We start from the raw sequence: 14,946 nt of genomic DNA, 5'->3' as shown, positions 1-14,946 counted from the left end.
AGAACATGGGAACCACGGTATAGCTTATTATCTGATTTAATGGTAAATGTTTGAAGTTGGCGGATAAAAAGCCATAAAAAAAGCGCTACTTTATAATTAAAGTAGCGCTTTTTTGTTTAATTAAAATAGTCGTTATTCTTTAACTATTTTAATTGTTTGCTTTTTGCCTTCAGCAGAAATATTCATAAAGTAAATACCATTACTTAATGTAGAAACATTAATCGTATTATTTACAATATTTGCTTCATTTACAAGTAACACACGCTGACCTAATTGATTGATTATTTCAACAGCATTAATGTTTAAAGTCGTCTTGATGGTTACATTATTGTTTACAGGATTTGGATAAATGGAAAACAATTCAAGCGTGTTTGTGTCAACAGATAATAATGGATCTTCTTCTGTTGTAAAGCTCCAAGTGCTAGATCCCACAGCTTCTCCAGCAAGATTTTTAGCAACTATTTGCCAGAAGTATTCTGTAGAATAATCCATTCCAGTAATATTTACCATATCATTTGGTGTGTTTCCTAATAAGTTAAGATTGTTGGCAGCATCACCTAAATAAACATCATAAGAAGTTGCAGCATCGCCAGTTGTAGCAGGACTCCAATCAAAAGCTACAAGATAGTCGCCATTTGTAGGGTCTACAAATACATCAACTGCGCCGTCAGCAGGTGTTGGAGTTGTTACTGGATTAGGAGCAGAACCTGTTGGCTGCTGAACCATTACATTGTCTAATGTCCAATAATAAGACCAGTCGCCTACCCATCTAAATCTAACTTGTGCATTAGTTACACCAGCCAATTCAGCAGAAACATCAATTGTTACAGCGCCAAGAGTAAAATAGTCAGGCGCAGGTACTGTAGTCTCATCATAAACAGCAACTTGTACCCATGATGTACCATTATACACTTCTACATAACCTTCTCCGCCATATTCCGTAAGAATAAGATGATTAAAAGTTAATTTTATAACGGTTAATGCTGAACAATCAAAAGCAGGACTTATTAAAGCCGCATTTTCTGGTGCACTATCATTACCATAAGCATCACTATTGAACATGGCATAACTGCCAGAAAATCCAGCCGCACTGTATAAAACATCATTTGCCGCACCGAAGAATGGCGCTTCTCCACCTGTTTCAAAAGTCCAAACGCCTCCAGCTGCTAAATCCGTGTTAGACCAACCTGTTGGTGTAGAAAGACCAGCATCAAAATTTTCGTCTAAAACAACCTGTCCAAAAGAAAAGGAAATAGACAATAAAAATAAAAATAAAGTAATTTTTTTCATGTTTGTTAATTTTAATTTTAAAAAAAAGTTAACGCCAAAGGTATTGTTTATTTTCACAAAACCCATAAGATTTTGGCTACAAAAAAAATTTCTAAAAAGCTACTCGAATCCTTTTATTGAAAGGCCTGTATCAGGAAAGTAGAAGTTCATTGGTTTCGTGTTAGTTATGGCGGTTTTATTCGAGGTGTGAGTTTTAATCGTCAAATTCAAAACACCCTTAACAAACAATTGTTATGAATTTTTTTTAAATATGTGTCTACCAGAATCAATGTTAGTTTTTCACTGGCTTTTTTAGTAATTTCGCCATTCCACAATAGCCATATTTGCTTTTGAAAATAGTAGAACAAATAAAACAGCCGGTAGATTATGAAATGGAACTTTTTGAACAAAAGTTTCAGTTGGCTATGTCTTCTAAAGTGGCGCTGCTAAATAGGATTACCCATTATCTTGTTAATAGAAAAGGAAAACAAATGCGACCTATGTTTGTGTTTTTGGTTGCTAAAATGGTTTCCAATGGCGAAGTTAGTGAGCGTACATATCGGGGTGCATCCGTTATAGAATTGATTCATACAGCAACGTTAGTGCACGATGATGTGGTGGATGATAGTAATAGACGACGTGGTTTTTTCTCTATTAATGCACTTTGGAAAAATAAAATTGCCGTTTTAGTTGGGGACTACCTGTTGTCCAAAGGTTTGTTACTCTCTATTGATAATAATGATTTCGACTTATTGAAAATCATTTCTATTGCTGTACGTGAAATGAGTGAAGGTGAATTGCTTCAAATAGAAAAAGCTCGAAAACTCGATATTACCGAAGCTATTTATTATGAAATTATCCGTCAAAAAACTGCAACTTTAATTGCAGCTTGTTGCAGCTTGGGTGCCGCATCCGTAAAACCAGATTCAGATCATGTAGAACGTATGCGTAAATTTGGAGAGCTTATTGGTATGGCGTTTCAAATTAAAGACGATTTGTTTGATTATGGTACCGAGAAAATTGGTAAACCAACAGGTATTGATATTAAGGAGCAAAAAATGACCTTGCCCTTAATTTATGTGCTGAATACCGTTTCTAAAAAAGATAAAAATTGGATTATCAATTCCATAAAAAATCATAATAAAGATAAAAAAAGAGTAAACGAAGTCATTGCATTTGTTAAAGAAAACGGTGGTTTAGATTATGCCATTGTTAAAATGAAAGCTTTTCAAGAGGAAGCTTTACAAATACTTAATACCTATCCCAAATCCGATTTTCGCGATTCATTAGAACTTATGGTGAATTACGTTATTCAGCGCAAAAAATAATTTTTTTTTAGCGTCAGGCAACCTTTAGTACAAAATTTGCGTCTTTATTAATAGAAGCTCTAATGAAAGCAATTTTGAAGGTTATTCAACTACATAAAAATAACACGAATCTTATTAAAAAGGCAGCTAAAAATAATCGCGAAGCCCAACAGGTGCTTTTTGATACACATGCGCCTAAAATGTTAAGCGTTTGCCGGTTTTATGTAAAAGATTTCCAAAAAGCCGAAGAAGTCATGCTTAACGGTTTCCTTAAAGCATTTACACATTTAAAACAATTTCAGGATACGGGAAGTTTTGAAGGGTGGTTGCGAAAAATTATGGTTCGCGAAGCTATTTCTTATTTGCGTCAAGCTAAAAAAATTGAATTTCCTGTAGATGATATAGAATCAAATCAATACCAAGAGAGTTATAATAATGTGCATAGTAATATGGATGTGGCGCAAATTCAACAATTAATTGATCAGCTTCCCGAAGGTTATAAAATAGTTTTTGTTATGTATGCTATTGAAGGCTACAAACATCAAGAAATTGCAGATATGCTTAACATTACGGAAGGCACCTCTAAATCGCAATTATTTAAAGCGCGAAAGCAGCTTCAACAACAATTACAAGTACTTAATTCATCGCAATATGGCACCAAATAAATTTGAAAATAATATAAAGAAAACATTGGAGGAACGTCAAATTCAACCGTCGTCTAATGCTTGGAATCAGTTATCGGAATCATTGGATAAGCAAGATAAAAAATCATCAAATACATATATCTGGTTTATCGGTATTGCTGCAAGTATTATTGGTTTGTTGTTTGTAGTGAATACTTTTCAACCTTTTCAGGAAATAGAAAAGACATCAAATCCAGTGGTAGTCGAAACATCTTCTGAAAATAATCTGGAGATTGATTCCAAAGTAGAAACACCAAAAATGGTTACTAGTTCTGATAAAGAAAACAGTAGTCTAGTTGAAGATTTAGCTACGAAGAGTTCTGCTAAAAATCAAACCTTAAAAAGACAAAAAGTATCAGCAAAACGTTATGCCGCTGTGGATAAAGATGAGTCGCGTGAAGTGACTTCCAACAATACGTCTGATGTGGAGAAAACCTCTGAAGAGGCCAAACAAATAATTAACAACCAAGCGACTGAAAATATGATTGTCCAAAACGAAACTGCCAATGGGATTATTGATTCCGATTTAAATTTGGAAGTAGAAGCCTTGTTGAAACAAGCAACATCCAAGGTTTCGTCTGTGTCAGGTTCAGATGAAACAAATTATACTATTAACCCCAATAATTTATTAGAAGACGTGGAAATGGATTTGGAAAAATCCTTTCGAGATAAAGTTTTTGAAACCATAAAAACAAACTTCACCATTGTAAAAACAGCGGTGGCCGACCGTAATAATTAATAATTCATCAATTTCAAATCAAACAGTTATGCAAAACAGTATTAAATATTTAGTAGGCTTTATGCTCACCTGTGTCGTATATGCTAATTACGCACAAGAAGTAAATAACAGCGAAAAAATTGAACAGCTCGAGAACCAGAAAACGCTAGTTCAAAATGAAGAAAAAGAACAGTTAAAACAGGCTGTGGAAGCTATTAATGTCCGCTTGGATAATAAGGAAATTTCTTATGAAGAAGCCTCCAAATTAAAATCGGCTGCAGCGGAAAAGCACGCATTAAATATTGAAAATCGTTTAACAATTATTGAAAATCGTATCGCATTATTAGAACGCAATGCGCATGTTACACAGGATACGGGTGCTAATTTAGACGGTTTTACATTGGAAATTGGCAAAAACAAGGATTCTGATGAGTACGACGTGAAGAGTATTTATATTGGACCAAAAACAAAAAAGAAGCCTGTTGTTTATGACCGGAGAACCACGAGTGATTTAGTTTTTGCCATCGGGTTTAATAATGCTATTATTGAAGGGCAATCCTTAAACGATTCACCTTACAAAATAGGAGGTTCAGGATTTGTGGAATTAGGTTGGGCTTGGAAGACACGTATCTTTGAAAACACGAATGCCGTTCGTTTTAAATACGGTTTATCTGTGCAATGGAACAAATTAGACATTAAAGATAATTTGTATTTCACGGAAGAAAATGACGTGGTTACATTGGAAGAACACCCACTAAACTTAAATAAATCTAAATTTAGAACTACCAATTTGGTCGTCCCTTTACATTTTGAATTTGGGCCATCTAAAAAAATTGAGCGTGATGATTATTTTAGGTACTCGACGTACAAAAAATTCAAATTCGGAATAGGAGGTTATGGTGGCATTGTCATGCAGTCCTTACAAAAATTAAAGTATGATGAAAATGGCAGTAAGCAAAAAGATAAATTTAAGGATTATAACACCAATAATTTTGTTTACGGTTTAAGTAGTTATGTGTCTTGGGGAAATGTTGGTATTTACGCTAAATATGATTTGTCAACCATATTTAAAGATCAAGCCATTGACCAAAACAATATTTCACTAGGATTGCGCTTAGATATGGATTAATATTAAGTGTTATTTGAATTAGTTATTATAAAAAAGGCTTCAATTTAATTGAAGCCTTTTTTGTTTAATAATATATGTTTAATAAGTAGAATTTGAAATCTAATCATAAATAGCGAAATCAATTTTTTTCTTTATTTTTTTTATAGGAAAAAATGATTGCGTAGAGTAAAGTAATTACCAGCAGAAGAATCTGAACTGGGTAAAAAATATCTTCTTTATCAAAAATTTGAATAATTAATATTATTACTAACGGTATGTAAATGTATTGTTTTTTCATTGTTAAAATTTTATTATCTATCCTCCATTGGCTATGCATGCCTCGGAATCATTTTGAGCATCCTCTAAGCACCAAATAAATACTCCTGTTGCCGCACCCATTCCTATTAGAGTGCCTATTCCAAAAGATATAGCACCAGGAATAGCAGCTGCTCCTGTAGCAATAGAATAATTTCTTAAACATCTGTTTTCAGTTTTCCCACGATTGGTTGCGCAAATTGAGCCATCTCCACTTCCAGATCCAGATCCAGATCCAGAACCAGTACCTGTATCAAGCCTTTGGTTAATTTGGTTATCAACTTCAGTTGTAAATATTAATTCACGTTCTTTAACAGTCAAGGAAAAAAAATCAGGATTGGAATTTTTTAATAATTTACGAATTATATAATTTATTTTTTATATCAATTAATTAATCTCGATAAAACTTAAATATTAAACAAACGTTAACCCTTATTAGCATTAAGGTGAATTTTCCTTAATTTACTCTAAAACATATTATTAGGTTGTTTCGGAAATGTTACAAAAAAACTAATAAGACAATAATGCATGATAAATTCGATACTTTTTAATTTACAAAACTCCAATTTATTACCTCTTTATTTTATCGATTTTTCCAAAGCAATTTTACCACCTACAATTGGAAGTTGTAAAGTCGTTTTATCCAAATCAATGGTTAATTCCGTTCCAGGTTTTGGCAATATGGTGTATTGATTATCACTAGAAAAAATCATTAACCCAATGTGTTGCCCTTTAGGAATAACTTGGTCATCTGGTTGTAAATCGAAATTAACTGTATAAAACTTGCCGGGTTTTAATGGTTCGCTCTCGGAAATAGATTTATGGTTTTGAGGATCTGCCCAACCACGCGTTATAATATTGTCTGTAATTTTGGCACCTTTTTCTCCATTCCACGGTAAAGACACTAACCAAACAGATAAGTTGGCAGCTGGTTTACTGCTAGCAAGTGTAACGGATATTTTGGCTAAACCAGAAATATGCAGGTCTTCGGTTAAAGTTGGTAATGTATATAATAACCTGTTTTTAGATTCTGATGCTTGTGCTAAATCTATTCCGGAAACTGTGGCATCATCAACCAAGGTTTCCTGTCCTTGTTTTTTTGCTGGTATTGGTGTTAAACGACCTGCTGTCTTGCCACCTTTTCCTAAATGAAGTGTTATATGTTTGGCATCAGGATTTGGATAATCTTCATAAGCCGTAGGTTTTAGTCTGTCGTCATTTTCACGAACAATCCATGCTTTCGCATCATTTTCTACACCATTATTAACACCATGTAAATAATGCGTAAACCAACGATTCATCATAGACATTGGAGGTGGACCTCCATGACCAAACTGGTGATAATAAATTTGTACCGGTAATCCCATGTCTTTAGCGGCTTGATAAATACGGTAGCTATGTTCTGGCATCACATTCCAATCATTAAAACCGTGAGACATTAATAAAGCAGCTGTCATTGGCTTCATCTGATTTAAATAATCACGTCCAGCCCAAAAGTCATTATAATCGCCAGTCACTCGATCCATACCATTTTTCATCTCCGTATCGCGAACAGTCCTATTATTATAAGCACGTTTGGATTCGTCACCACTATGAATAAAATCATATAACACATCAATATCTTCACCAAGATAACCACCTGGTGAGCGTACCAAACCATTAGAACGGTAATAATGATAGTATGATGTGTTTGGTGCTACAGGAATTATAGCTTCCAAACCTTCAACACCTGTTGTAGCCGCTGCCAATGGAATAGTTCCATTATAACTGGTTCCAGTCATACCTACTTTTCCAGTACTCCAAAAGGCCTCTACAGTTTCGTTACCATCCGGTGTTGTATAACCTTTTGCACGACCATTTAACCAGTCAATAACCGCTTTTGGTGCTAAAGACTCATTGATGCCGCCAACGGTAGGTGCACCCTGTGATAATCCCGTTCCTGGCGATGAGGAATGCACCACAATGTAACCACGTGGAACCCACGTCCGAATTTGCGAATTGGAAATTATAGGGCGTTCACCAGTACGTTTTACTTCTACTTTGGTTCTTGGCTTTTCTTCCTCACCAAGTTCATGATTTACATTCCAGAATAAGCCGTCAACTTCGCCAGCAACACCAGCATAATATGGACTAGATTCATATACAATAGGTAGCTTTAAACCTTCAGTGTCGGTTTGTTTAGGTCGTGTAACTGCTACGTGCATCCGGTCCATCTTACCATCGCCATCCGTGTCAAAAGTAGTTTCAACCCATAAGTCATGACGAATCCAATCCTCTGTATTACTAAAGGCTTCAACTATTTGCGCTTCGCCATTTTCAAAAACAGGGATGGCTTTTTCTTGTGCACTCACCAAGGAAATACTAAATAAGGAGAGTATACTATATACAAACCATTGAACGTGTTGTTTCATAATAAAAATGCGTTTAATTATTTAAAAAAAATAGAGTAACCAATTTAGTATTTTAATTGGCACATCAAAATTAGGTTATTCATCATTAGATTCTTGAAAGGCATCTTGAAATTCAATATCATCATCAACGACACCTTTAAAAGCTTCAATCCAGGCATTTTTAAAAATACTGGTAATTGTGGGCCACACTTTAGTCCCTACGTTATTTAAATCTCCTTCAATAGGAATTTTGGTTGCTAAGGTATCGGTTTTCTGATTTTTTAATGCGAATTTAAAGAATCCTATAAATCCTTCCCATAATGTTTCAATAAAATTATCGTCTTTACCAATTAGCACAGAGTCTGTTAAAAGCGGTTTCATATACCCCTTTAAATACCCGTCAGCTATAGCAATTTCGCTAAATAGACCAAAATTTCCACGTTCAAAATTGATGTTTGCATAATGTTTGGTAAAATCATTTAAAGCTGTCATATCTACATTTTCCAAAGAAAAGGCAATATCCAAATCTGGAACTTCTTTAATTAAGTTGACTTTACCATCCAATGTCATGTTTCCAGCACCAATAGATCTTCCGGTAGCATGAATGGGCGATGGTAGTGTTTTTTCTTTAGAAACCACATTGCGTAAATTATCAGCAGTAAATTCAACTTCTGTGAAATTCAAATCAATTTGTGGCTCTGCTTGCATTTGCAAAAATGAAAATTTTCCATTGTGAATTTCAAAATGGTTAATATCGATTGGAATAATTTCAGTTAATGCTTTAGTCCAATCGTCTGCATCAGCCTCCGGTGTGCCTGCTTCCGATTCTTGATCCTCAAAAACATAACTAATTGCAGGGTTAGACATGATAACTTCCGTCACTATTTTACCTTTGAATAAGGATTTCCATTCGATAGAAATATCGCTTTTAGGAAATTTTAAAAACGGTATTTCGGTTTCTGCGTTTACTTTATTCAAATACAAACCATCAATAACATAGGCGCCGCGAATAAGTGCAATGTCTATGTCTTCAACGTGACCATAATATCCCGGTAAATCTTTAAGTATGGAATTAACATGGTTTTTAACCAACGTAGGCAAATACATGCGAAAAGCGACTAAAAGGACAATTATTATAATGGGAATAGTATAACGCTTTCTACGATAAACCGGCTTTTTATTTTTTGGAGTCATTTTTAGAATTTAAAAATTTAAGATAACCAAATGCCTTATTATTTGACCTTTCTTTTAGAATGATTTAACATATTTTCAGTATTAAAACTATATTTGTAGCACGTTAAATTTTTTAAACTAAAACCCTTTCTTTTTGATTTCAAAATCCACCATAGATCAAGTATTTGAAACTTCTCGTGTAGAGGAGGTTATTGGCGATTTTGTACAATTGAAAAAATCGGGTAGTAACTACAAAGGTTTAAGTCCGTTTAGTGATGAACGTTCACCAAGCTTTATGGTGTCGCCAGTAAAACAAATTTGGAAAGATTTTTCAAGTGGGAAAGGCGGAAATGCCGTGGCTTTCTTAATGGAACATGAACATTTTACCTATCCGGAAGCTATAAAATATTTAGCGAATAAATACAATATTGAAATTGAAGAAACGCAGCAATCTAATGAGGAAAAGGAACAGGCTGATGCGCGAGAAAGTTTGTATTTAGTAAGCGAATATGCGAGCAAGTATTTTCAAAACATCTTACATAAAACAGATCAAGGAAAAGCCATAGGATTAAGTTATTTTAAGGAACGTGGTTTTACAGAAGAGACCATTAAAACCTTCAATTTAGGCTATTCTTTAGATGAATGGCAGGCTTTTACAGACGACGCTTTAAAAAAAGGTTATCAATTAGAGTTTTTAGAAAAAACGGGTTTAACCATTGTAAAAGGCGAAAAACAATTCGATCGATTTAAGGGTCGCGTAATGTTTCCTATTCAGAGTATGAGTGGTCGCGTTTTAGGATTTGGAGGCCGTATTTTAACCAGTGATAAAAAAGCAGCCAAATATTTAAACTCGCCAGAAAGTGATTTGTACCACAAGAGTAAAGTGTTATATGGTATTTTTCACGCCAAGCAAAGTATTGCCAAAGAGGATAATTGTTATTTGGTAGAAGGGTATACGGATGTTATTCAGTTTCATCAACGTGGTATTAAAAATGTTGTGTCTTCATCTGGAACGGCTTTATCGCCAGAGCAAATTCGATTAATAAATAGGCTTACCAAAAACATAACCGTCTTATTTGATGGTGATGCTGCAGGTTTACGGGCTTCCTTGCGAGGGATAGATTTAATTTTGGAACAAGGTATGAATGTTAAGATTTGTACGTTTCCTGCTGGTGATGATCCAGATAGTTTTGCCAAACAAAATACATTGGAGGAAATTACCACGTATTTAGAAGATAAAGCCCAAGATTTTATTCAGTTTAAAGCATCGCTTTTGGTAAAAGAAGCAAAAAACGATCCTATAAAAAAGGCCGAAACCATCCGTGATATTGTAAACAGTATTGCAAAAATTCCAGATCGGATAAAAACGGAGATTTACATTCAGGAATGTGCCCGAATAATGGACATCAGTGAATCGGTTTTGTTTAGCACTTTGGCACAAATAACGAAAAAGGAAACCCAAGAAACTAATAAACAGCTTAAGCAAGAGCAAAAAGCTTTTGATGTTATTAAGAATGAACAACAGTCTGCTAAAAAAGTGGATGTTCAATATGAATTAGAACGGAAAATTATTCAAATACTCTTACTTTATGGGAATAAAACGGAAGATTTTGAAGATTTAATTCTGAAGGAAAACGATACGAATGAATTGGTTTTAGAACCTGTAAAGCATCAAGCTAAAGTGTTTGAAAAAATATATTTAGACTTACAGGAAGATGAAATGCAATTTACCAATGACACCTTCAAGGACTTATATTATACCATTATTGAAAGTTTAAATCAAAACCCAGATTTACAGATTGAGAACATAGTCAATACAGTTGAACCTTTAATGGCGTCAGAAATCACTACAATTTTAATGGAAGACGAGCGTCATTCATTGTCTGATTGGGAACGTAAAAATATTTTCCCTAAAGCTAAAAACACGACTATTGCACAATTAGTTAGTGAAACTATTTTAAGCTTACGCTGCTATTTAATAGATTTAAAAGTGCGTGAATTTCAACAAGAAACGTTAAGTAATAAGCAGGAAACAAACCGAAACATATTAGAAGAAGTCAAGGATTATTCGAGTTTAAAAATGCTGCTTTCAAGAAAACTTAATCGCGTTTTATAGCTCTAATAATTTAGCGCGACTAATTAAATCAACAATATTACTGACATTTAATTTTTTCATGAGTCGTGCTTTATAAGTACTCACGGTTTTTTCATTAATGTTCAATTCTTGCGCTATTTCTTTGTTTTTACGGCCTGAAGCTAATAGTTTTAAAACTTCAATCTCCCGCATGGAGAGTTTTTTGTAATAACTGCCCGATCTAGAACCGCGTTTTTTTGAGGACATTTGCTCGGCAATATCATTGCTTAAATAAACACTTCCGTCATGAACCTTTAAAATAGCTTCTTTAATTGTCATGATATCTACACTCTTCATCAGGTAGCCTTCAGCACCAGACTTAATAGTATTTATGGCATAAATTTCTTCTGGTTGTGCACTAAACATGATGGTTTTAACTTTCGGGAATTCTTTCCTTAAACGTCGCAAAGCCGTAATACCATTTAGTTTTGGTAAATCTATTTCACTTAAAATAATATCAACAGGGTGTTGTTTTAGGAAGTCAAAAATAGCTTCTCCATTATTGACACCTCCTACAACTTGAATCTGTGGTGATGTTACAAATAATAGTTCGAGCCCTTTTCTAACAATAGGGTGATTATCTACCACCAACAATTTGATCATAATTATTAAATTATAAAATTAATACTAATGAGGCGTTGCTATTTGTTGAAAGTATATCATAAAGATAGGAAATATCTGATACATTTTTAATTATTATTTTAAATTATTTGGAATTTCACAAATTGGTATTGGATTCATTTTATGCTTATTAGCATTGTTCAGGCGCTTATATATTTTGAAAACTGTGTGCTTCCGTCCATCAAATTCAGTTTCGTTTCTTCCGGCTTCATCCATGGTCATAGCCCATTCTAACTCGGGATAGGAGGCGCCAATTTGGTCTTCATCACTTCGGGAATCGCCAAATAATCCATCACTTGGTGCTGCCTTCATAATGGAAGCGGGTACGTTTAAAAATTCACCTATAGTATAAACTTCAGATTTCATTAAATCGGCAATGGGGCTTAAATCCACACCACCATCACCATACTTGGTGTAAAAACCAACGCCAAAATCTTCAACTTTATTTCCAGTACCTGCAACCAATAATTTTTGCAGTCCAGCATAATAGTACAAGGTCGTCATGCGTAATCGTGCGCGCGTATTTGCTAGAGCCATATCTACAATGTCTTGATTGCCTTCTAAAGAAACTTCGGTTTTAAATTCTTCAAAAACGGGCGTTAAATCGGTTTGGGTATCGCGTACGTTTGGATAGTTTTTTTTAAGAAAGGCTATGTGCTCTTGTCCACGCGATACATGACTTTGTGCTTGATGGATTGGCATTTCAATACACAAAACATCCAAACCTGTTTTGGCACAAAGGGTTGAGGTCACTGCCGAATCTATTCCACCTGAAATACCCACAACAAAACCATTAACTTTAGCGTTTGTAGCATAATTGGTAAGCCATGTTACAATATAATCGATAATTTTTTCTGTTTGCATTTAATGGATTTTTTAAACAAAGTGATGTACCTTTGCCTCACAAAAATATGGCAATCGTTGGACTAATAAAAATTAACAACCTATAAGTTTTTTATGAAGTATTTAGTAAGTTTCCTTTTAGTTTTCTGCCTCTTTTCTTGCCAACAAGAAAGTCAAGTTGAACAGGATATAGAAAAGATAGAGGTTGATTTTACAGTAGAACGTTTTGATAAAGCTTTTGGAAATGCAACCCCTGATGAATTGCCAAAACTTAAAGCTGCTTTTCCATTTATGTTTCCAAAGCAGTATCCTGATGAGTTTTGGGAGGCACGAATGCAAGATACTTTGCAACAACAATTAATGACAGAAAGTAGTCAGATTTTTGATGATTTCAGTCAAGAGAAAGATGACATTACCAGACTTTTTAAGCATGTAAAATACTATTTCCCAGAATTTAGAATACCGCGCGTTATTACAGCCACATCATCTGTAGATTATAGAAACAAAGTAATTGTAACAGATACCTTGGTATTAATTTCTATCGATACCTATTTGGGGAAGGATCATAAGTTTTATGATGGAATTTCAACTTATCTAAAAGCTAATTTTGAAAGGAATCAAATGGTGGTAGATTTGGCTGCAGCTTATGCTGAAAAACAGGCCTATCAAACCGCGAGAAAAACCTTGTTGGACGAAATGATTTATTATGGTAAACAGCTGTATTTTAAAGATATGATGATTCCCTTTGTTTCAGATGCTGATAAAATAGGCTACACAGAAACGCAATTAGAATGGGCCGTTGAGAACGAATGGTTTATTTGGAATTATTTTATTGGCGAAGAATTGCTGTATGATACCAATGCCAAATTACCATCCAGATTTATTAATCCTGCGCCTTTTTCCAAGTTTTATTTGGAGCAAGTTGATAATGAGTCACCAGGTAGAGTTGGTCAATTTATAGGCTGGCAAATAGTTAAATCCTATATGGCGAATAATGACGTAACAATAAAAAGTTTGTTAACAGCAGAACCTTTAGAAATTTTTAATAATAGTAAATATAAACCAAAAGATAATGGCTAATTTGAAATCAACGATAGAGCTAACAGTTGAATTAGATGAAAATCGTGTGCCCGAACATTTAACATGGACAGCCCAAGATGGAGGTATAGATAATGAAGAGGCAAAAGCAATGCTACTGTCTGTTTGGGACAGTAAAAACCAAGAAACATTGCGTATTGATTTGTGGACTAAAGATATGCCTGTAGACGAAATGAAATTGTTTTTTCATCAAACTTTAGTTGCTATGAGTGATACGTTTAATCGGGCTACTCAAGATGAGAAAATGACCGCAACTATGAAGGATTTTTGCGATTATTTTGCAGAAAAATTAGAGTTAAAGAAATAAGAAAACGTTTTAAACAGCTTGTTGTTACCTGATAATCATTTAGAAAAACATTCGTTTTTCATTTTAACGGAAAAACTTGGGAACATGCTTATATTTGAATTGCAATGAAGAAAACGCATCACGCGTCGCGTACTACTTCGAATTTATAATAAAGCTGGCTTCTACTTGAATCAACCAATCAGCATCCAAAGAATTTGCAACATATTTATAAACACTCCCCTTTAAATTAAGTGGTAAATAGCGGTTTTGGGTAATTAATTTTCCTACTCCAGCTCCTAATGGAATAGTCCATTGCTTATTGCTCTCCGCATTCCAGTTTGCAGTAATATTGGGGCTAGAATAGACATACCAACCGTTTTTTAAATTCTTTGATAGTATAATTTCAGAATTCAAAAAATTAACCTTTTCTGTATTACTATTTCCCGCAATCGACAGAAAGTTTTGTAGCCTAACCCCGTAGGTAAAAGTATTTGCTTGTTTTATAATGACAACTGTTGGACTTACAGAAAGCTTATCAAACCCTAAAGATTTATTTATCGATGGAAACAGAATAGCGGGGCCAAATCCCCAAGTAAAATTGCTGATTTTTGAAGGTGTTATGACGGACATAATTTGGATATTTCCAAAACCATTTGAATAACCTCTAATTGAAGGCGCATTTATCACTGGTATTTTAACGTTATTTATAAGGAGCCATTTTTGGGCTATTGCCGTAGGAATTGTGGTTTGTAATTTTAAAACATTCATATTCTCATTAGAAATAGAAAGATTATAATGAAGTGGAATAACCGCCAAATTGGCAATTGGACTTTGTATTTTGTACTCAAGACTTGTGAGATCGGAATTATAATCATCAGAACCGAACTTTTCTTGAGCGTAAACAGAAAGTAGAAATAACCAAAAACATAGCATTAGTGTAAATTTTTTCATACCTGTATTTTTAAATTAATACTGAATTGGATTTATTGACTTACGCTATA

General features: G+C 34.2%; 14 protein-coding genes. 7 read left to right on the top strand and 7 right to left on the bottom strand.

The window, feature by feature from the left end; translation table 11 throughout:
- Positions 1-132: 132 nt before the first annotated feature.
- Entirely contained in the window at positions 133-1,290 is a 1,158-nt protein-coding gene (locus tag ACN0QX_RS11400) for a T9SS type A sorting domain-containing protein (RefSeq protein WP_417197105.1), read from the bottom strand.
- Between the two features lie 329 nt (positions 1,291-1,619).
- On the opposite strand from ACN0QX_RS11400, the gene ACN0QX_RS11395 reads away from it, so the two are divergent.
- The 4 genes from ACN0QX_RS11395 to ACN0QX_RS11380 all read left to right on the top strand — a co-directional run bounded on the left by ACN0QX_RS11395 (position 1,620) and on the right by ACN0QX_RS11380 (position 5,106).
- Positions 1,620-2,597: a polyprenyl synthetase family protein gene (locus ACN0QX_RS11395; protein ID WP_248397823.1), complete on the top strand. Its 978-nt coding sequence runs from the start codon at positions 1,620-1,622 to the stop codon at positions 2,595-2,597.
- A 62-nt stretch (positions 2,598-2,659) separates the two neighbouring features.
- Complete coding sequence (locus ACN0QX_RS11390) at positions 2,660-3,241, top strand: RNA polymerase sigma factor (RefSeq protein ID WP_248397826.1); 582 nt, start codon at positions 2,660-2,662, stop codon at positions 3,239-3,241.
- Positions 3,228-3,998 (top strand): hypothetical protein, encoded by a 771-nt coding sequence (locus tag ACN0QX_RS11385; protein WP_417197103.1) that lies wholly within the window; start codon positions 3,228-3,230, stop codon positions 3,996-3,998. Before ACN0QX_RS11390 ends, ACN0QX_RS11385 begins: the two co-directional genes overlap by 14 nt.
- A gap of 28 nt (positions 3,999-4,026) precedes the next feature.
- Entirely contained in the window at positions 4,027-5,106 is a 1,080-nt protein-coding gene (locus ACN0QX_RS11380) for a hypothetical protein (protein ID WP_417197101.1), read from the top strand.
- 294 nt (positions 5,107-5,400) lie between these two features.
- On the opposite strand, the gene ACN0QX_RS11375 is transcribed toward ACN0QX_RS11380, so the two are convergent.
- From ACN0QX_RS11375 to ACN0QX_RS11365, 3 genes are all read right to left on the bottom strand, one after another.
- Complete coding sequence (locus tag ACN0QX_RS11375; RefSeq protein WP_417197099.1) at positions 5,401-5,721, bottom strand: hypothetical protein; 321 nt, start codon at positions 5,719-5,721, stop codon at positions 5,401-5,403.
- A gap of 257 nt (positions 5,722-5,978) precedes the next feature.
- The gene (locus tag ACN0QX_RS11370; RefSeq protein WP_417197097.1) at positions 5,979-7,811 is read right to left on the bottom strand and encodes a Xaa-Pro dipeptidyl-peptidase; all 1,833 of its coding nucleotides are present in this window, start codon (positions 7,809-7,811) and stop codon (positions 5,979-5,981) included.
- A gap of 75 nt (positions 7,812-7,886) precedes the next feature.
- Positions 7,887-8,984: a DUF748 domain-containing protein gene (locus tag ACN0QX_RS11365; RefSeq protein WP_417197095.1), complete on the bottom strand. Its 1,098-nt coding sequence runs from the start codon at positions 8,982-8,984 to the stop codon at positions 7,887-7,889.
- Positions 8,985-9,117: 133 nt separating this feature from the next.
- Between ACN0QX_RS11365 and dnaG the strand changes: the two genes are divergently transcribed.
- The gene (gene dnaG, locus ACN0QX_RS11360; protein ID WP_248397839.1) at positions 9,118-11,079 is read left to right on the top strand and encodes a DNA primase; all 1,962 of its coding nucleotides are present in this window, start codon (positions 9,118-9,120) and stop codon (positions 11,077-11,079) included.
- Here the strand turns inward: dnaG and ACN0QX_RS11355 are convergent.
- Both ACN0QX_RS11355 and nadE read right to left on the bottom strand, forming a co-directional pair.
- Positions 11,074-11,700 carry a response regulator gene (locus ACN0QX_RS11355; protein WP_417197093.1) on the bottom strand — a complete coding sequence of 209 codons (627 nt, stop codon included), beginning with the start codon at positions 11,698-11,700 and terminating at the stop codon, positions 11,074-11,076. The genes dnaG and ACN0QX_RS11355 overlap by 6 nt on opposite strands.
- A 93-nt stretch (positions 11,701-11,793) precedes the next feature.
- A complete protein-coding gene (gene nadE / locus ACN0QX_RS11350; protein ID WP_417197091.1) occupies positions 11,794-12,582 on the bottom strand; it encodes an NAD(+) synthase in 789 nt (262 codons plus the stop codon).
- Positions 12,583-12,675: 93 nt separating this feature from the next.
- On the opposite strand from nadE, the gene gldB reads away from it, so the two are divergent.
- Positions 12,676-13,641: a gliding motility lipoprotein GldB gene (gene gldB, locus ACN0QX_RS11345; protein ID WP_417197089.1), complete on the top strand. Its 966-nt coding sequence runs from the start codon at positions 12,676-12,678 to the stop codon at positions 13,639-13,641.
- Positions 13,634-13,966 carry a gliding motility protein GldC gene (gldC, locus tag ACN0QX_RS11340; RefSeq protein WP_248397850.1) on the top strand — a complete coding sequence of 111 codons (333 nt, stop codon included), beginning with the start codon at positions 13,634-13,636 and terminating at the stop codon, positions 13,964-13,966. Before gldB ends, gldC begins: the two co-directional genes overlap by 8 nt.
- Positions 13,967-14,098: 132 nt before the next feature.
- Here the strand turns inward: gldC and ACN0QX_RS11335 are convergent, their stop codons facing one another.
- Complete coding sequence (locus ACN0QX_RS11335) at positions 14,099-14,896, bottom strand: neuromedin U (protein WP_417197087.1); 798 nt, start codon at positions 14,894-14,896, stop codon at positions 14,099-14,101.
- Between the last annotated feature and the right edge of the window lie 50 nt (positions 14,897-14,946).

The organism is Bizionia sp., assembly GCF_048259285.1.
GTDB lineage: Bacteria > Bacteroidota > Bacteroidia > Flavobacteriales > Flavobacteriaceae > Algorimicrobium > Algorimicrobium hallyeonense.
The sequence above is the reverse complement of the archived record's forward strand: the minus strand, read 5'-3'. Positions and strand labels throughout refer to the sequence as shown.

Coding starts and splice junctions, on each gene's coding strand:
- gldC (WP_248397850.1), top strand. CDS start 13,634: ATGGCTAATTTGAAATCAACGATAGAGCTAACAGTTGAATTAGATGAA.
- nadE (WP_417197091.1), bottom strand. CDS start 12,582: ATGCAAACAGAAAAAATTATCGATTATATTGTAACATGGCTTACCAAT.
- ACN0QX_RS11400 (WP_417197105.1), bottom strand. CDS start 1,290: ATGAAAAAAATTACTTTATTTTTATTTTTATTGTCTATTTCCTTTTCT.
- ACN0QX_RS11385 (WP_417197103.1), top strand. CDS start 3,228: ATGGCACCAAATAAATTTGAAAATAATATAAAGAAAACATTGGAGGAA.
- ACN0QX_RS11335 (WP_417197087.1), bottom strand. CDS start 14,896: ATGAAAAAATTTACACTAATGCTATGTTTTTGGTTATTTCTACTTTCT.
- ACN0QX_RS11380 (WP_417197101.1), top strand. CDS start 4,027: ATGCAAAACAGTATTAAATATTTAGTAGGCTTTATGCTCACCTGTGTC.
- ACN0QX_RS11365 (WP_417197095.1), bottom strand. CDS start 8,984: ATGACTCCAAAAAATAAAAAGCCGGTTTATCGTAGAAAGCGTTATACT.
- ACN0QX_RS11355 (WP_417197093.1), bottom strand. CDS start 11,700: ATGATCAAATTGTTGGTGGTAGATAATCACCCTATTGTTAGAAAAGGG.
- gldB (WP_417197089.1), top strand. CDS start 12,676: ATGAAGTATTTAGTAAGTTTCCTTTTAGTTTTCTGCCTCTTTTCTTGC.
- ACN0QX_RS11370 (WP_417197097.1), bottom strand. CDS start 7,811: ATGAAACAACACGTTCAATGGTTTGTATATAGTATACTCTCCTTATTT.
- ACN0QX_RS11390 (WP_248397826.1), top strand. CDS start 2,660: ATGAAAGCAATTTTGAAGGTTATTCAACTACATAAAAATAACACGAAT.